This window comes from Kitasatospora sp. NPDC058478 (assembly GCF_042720345.1).
In the GTDB taxonomy this organism is placed as follows: Bacteria; Actinomycetota; Actinomycetes; order Streptomycetales; family Streptomycetaceae; genus Kitasatospora.
Window position 1 is genome coordinate 1 of record NZ_JBHXML010000013.1, and the last position, 2,552, is coordinate 2,552.

The 2,552-nt window shown below is 73.1% G+C and carries 2 protein-coding genes; one reads left to right on the top strand and one right to left on the bottom strand.

The window, feature by feature from the left end; all coding sequences use genetic code 11:
* Positions 1 to 57 precede the first annotated feature (57 nt).
* Entirely contained in the window at positions 58 to 1,845 is a 1,788-nt protein-coding gene (locus tag ACFWPT_RS09755) for an LCP family protein (protein WP_380480790.1), read from the bottom strand.
* Between the two features lie 219 nt (positions 1,846 to 2,064).
* Here ACFWPT_RS09755 and ACFWPT_RS09760 point away from each other — a divergent pair, with 219 nt between their 5' ends.
* The gene (locus tag ACFWPT_RS09760; protein ID WP_380480792.1) at positions 2,065 to 2,442 is read left to right on the top strand and encodes a hypothetical protein; all 378 of its coding nucleotides are present in this window, start codon (positions 2,065 to 2,067) and stop codon (positions 2,440 to 2,442) included.
* Positions 2,443 to 2,552: the final 110 nt, after the last annotated feature.

The following is a 2,552-nucleotide window of genomic DNA, read 5'->3' on the forward strand; positions in this document are numbered from 1 at the left end:
GGCGCCTGCGGATCAGGATCCGCAGGCGCCCCGCCGTCGTCGTACGTCCCGTCCGGGTCAGCCGTACGACACGTTGGCGCACGGGTCGTCGTCGGCCGACCGGGCGGCGTTGGCGACGCTGCTGGGCACCGGGGCCGGAGCAGCCGGGGCGCCGGGCGACGCGGAGGCGGCCGGGTCGGCGGCACCGGCCGGATTGGCGGCGGCGAAGTCGTGGCCGAGCACCACGCTGACGCCCTTGCCGCCGGCCTGGACGGTGGCGCCCGGGAACAGCTTGGCGACCGCGTCGGCCGCGGCGCGCTCGCCCGCGCCGTACTCGACGACCGTGGTGGCGCGCGGCTTGCCGGCCGCGTTGCCGACGCTGGTCACGGTGTAGCCGGCACCCTTGACGGCCTCCGCGGCCTTGCCGCCGAGCCCGGTCGCGCCGGTGCCGTTGAGCACGGCGACCTTCACGTCGGCGGGCTTGGCCTCGCCGCTCTTGGCGTCCGGGACGGGGGTGGTGGCGGTGGGGCTGGGGGTGGCCTCGGCGGCGGGGGTGCCCGGTGCGGCGGAGTCCGCGGCGGTGGCGCTCGCGTCCTGGCCGTCCAGGGTGCGGTCGGCCTTGAGCGCGGCCCAGAGCTGGTCCGAGTCGGGGTGGAGCAGGGCGACCCGCGGGCCCTCGTAGCGCCACGGCGCCGTCACGAACTTGACGTCGTGCAGGTTGACGTCCTTGAGCGACATGGCGAAGGAGAGCAGCTTGGCCGCCGAGCCGAGGTCGGGGTCGACGGTGAGCGACTTGGTCGCGGCGTCGGCGAGCGGCAGCAGGGTGGTCGGGTCCATGCCGCGGGACTTGACCTCCTTGATGAGCGAGGAGAGGAAGGCCTGCTGACGCTTGGTGCGGCCGATGTCGGAGCCGTCGCCGATGCCGTGCCGCACCCGGACGAAGTCGAGCGCGGACTGGCCCTCCACCTTCTGCTTGCCCTTGGGGAAGACCAGCTTGCCCTTCTTGCCCAGGTTCGGGTTGAGATCGCCCTCGTGGATGTCGTTCGGCAGACAGACCTCGACGCCGCCGACCGCCTTGGTCATCGAGGCGAAGCCGTTGAAGTCCACCACGATGGTGTGGTCGACCCGCAGGTTGGTGAGCTTCTCGACGGCGTTCTGGGTGCAGGCCGGGTTGCCCTGGTCGGTGTCGCCCACCGAGAAGGCGCTGTTGAACATCACATTGGTCTGCTCCTTGGTCCACTTGCCGTTCGGGAGCTTGCACGCCGGGATGGTGACCAGGGAGTCGCGGGGGATGGAGATGCCGACGGCGTGCTTGTGGTCGGCGTAGACGTGCAGCAGGATCGCGGTGTCCGAGCGGGCGCCGCCGTCCCCGCCGCCGCCGAGGTCGCTGTTGCCGTTGCCGCGGCTGTCCGAGCCGATCAGCAGGACGTTGACCGGGCTGCGGCCCTGGGCGTCCGGCGCCGCGGCGGCCGGGCGGTCCTTGCTGAGGGCGTCGCCGTCGAAGGTGGTGAGGTTGCTGTTCAGGCGGTAGTAGACGGCGCAGCCGCCGAGGACCAGGAGGGCGGTGCAGCCGGCCGTCGCCCAGAGCACCTTCTCCTTGGTGCTGCGCTTGGCCTTGGGCTTCGCCCGGCTCGTACGGCTGGCCCGACCGGCCCGGCCTGCCTGATCCGGCCGACCGGCCCGGCCTGCCTGATCCGGCCGGCCGGCGTGGCCGCCGTCCGCCGGGCGGCCCTGCGCGGTGCGCTCCTCGGCTGTGCGGCCGCGGCCGTCGGGTATGTCGCCGTCGGGTATGCGGCCCTCCGGCGAGCCGCCGGCTGCCCGGCGCGGCGATTTTCCGGCTCCGGGGGAACCCCTGCGACCAGACACGTCGTCATCCTCCACAGTTGCCACGAAACCCCCGTCGGACCGGCGGGCGTGCGTGGCCGGGGCCGGAGCCGATCCGGGCAGGCCCGTCGCTAAACTTTTACACCGCTGTAGAAACTCAGTGGAGCATACTAGGCGCAGATGAGAAAACCACCTGGTCAGACCAGCGGATCCGGTCGGCCAGGCTCCTCTGTGCTGCTCAGAACCCGTACGAGGAGCACGATGACTCACCGGATCGCACGTTCGATAGCCGGCGCCCTGGTGGCACTGCTGGCCGCCGTCGGCCTCACCGCCGTGGCGTCGAGCGCGACGGCGACGGCCGCACCCCGGCCCGTCGCGGCCGCCGCCACCACCGTTTCCGTCACCGGCTCCGGCCCGGCCGCCCCGGCGGCGGGCCCGGCCGTCTCCGTCAGCACCCGGAGCGGTCAGACCGCGCCGGCCGCCCACCTCGCGGCCAAGGACGAGAAGAAGAAGTCGGGCTTCTTCGCCAAGCTCGGCAAGTTCCTGATCGTCGTGGTCATCCTGATCATCCTGTTCTTCGTGCTGCTGATCGTCGGCATCGTCTACGCCGCGAAGCGGATCTTCGGCCGCCGCAAGTGAGCTGTGGTGGCCCGCCCCGGCGCCGCAGCGGCACCCGGGGGGGGCACCCCGGGGCGGGTGGGCCGGGGGGGGGCCTGGCGCCGGTCCCGCGGAGGGCGGGCAGATGGTCA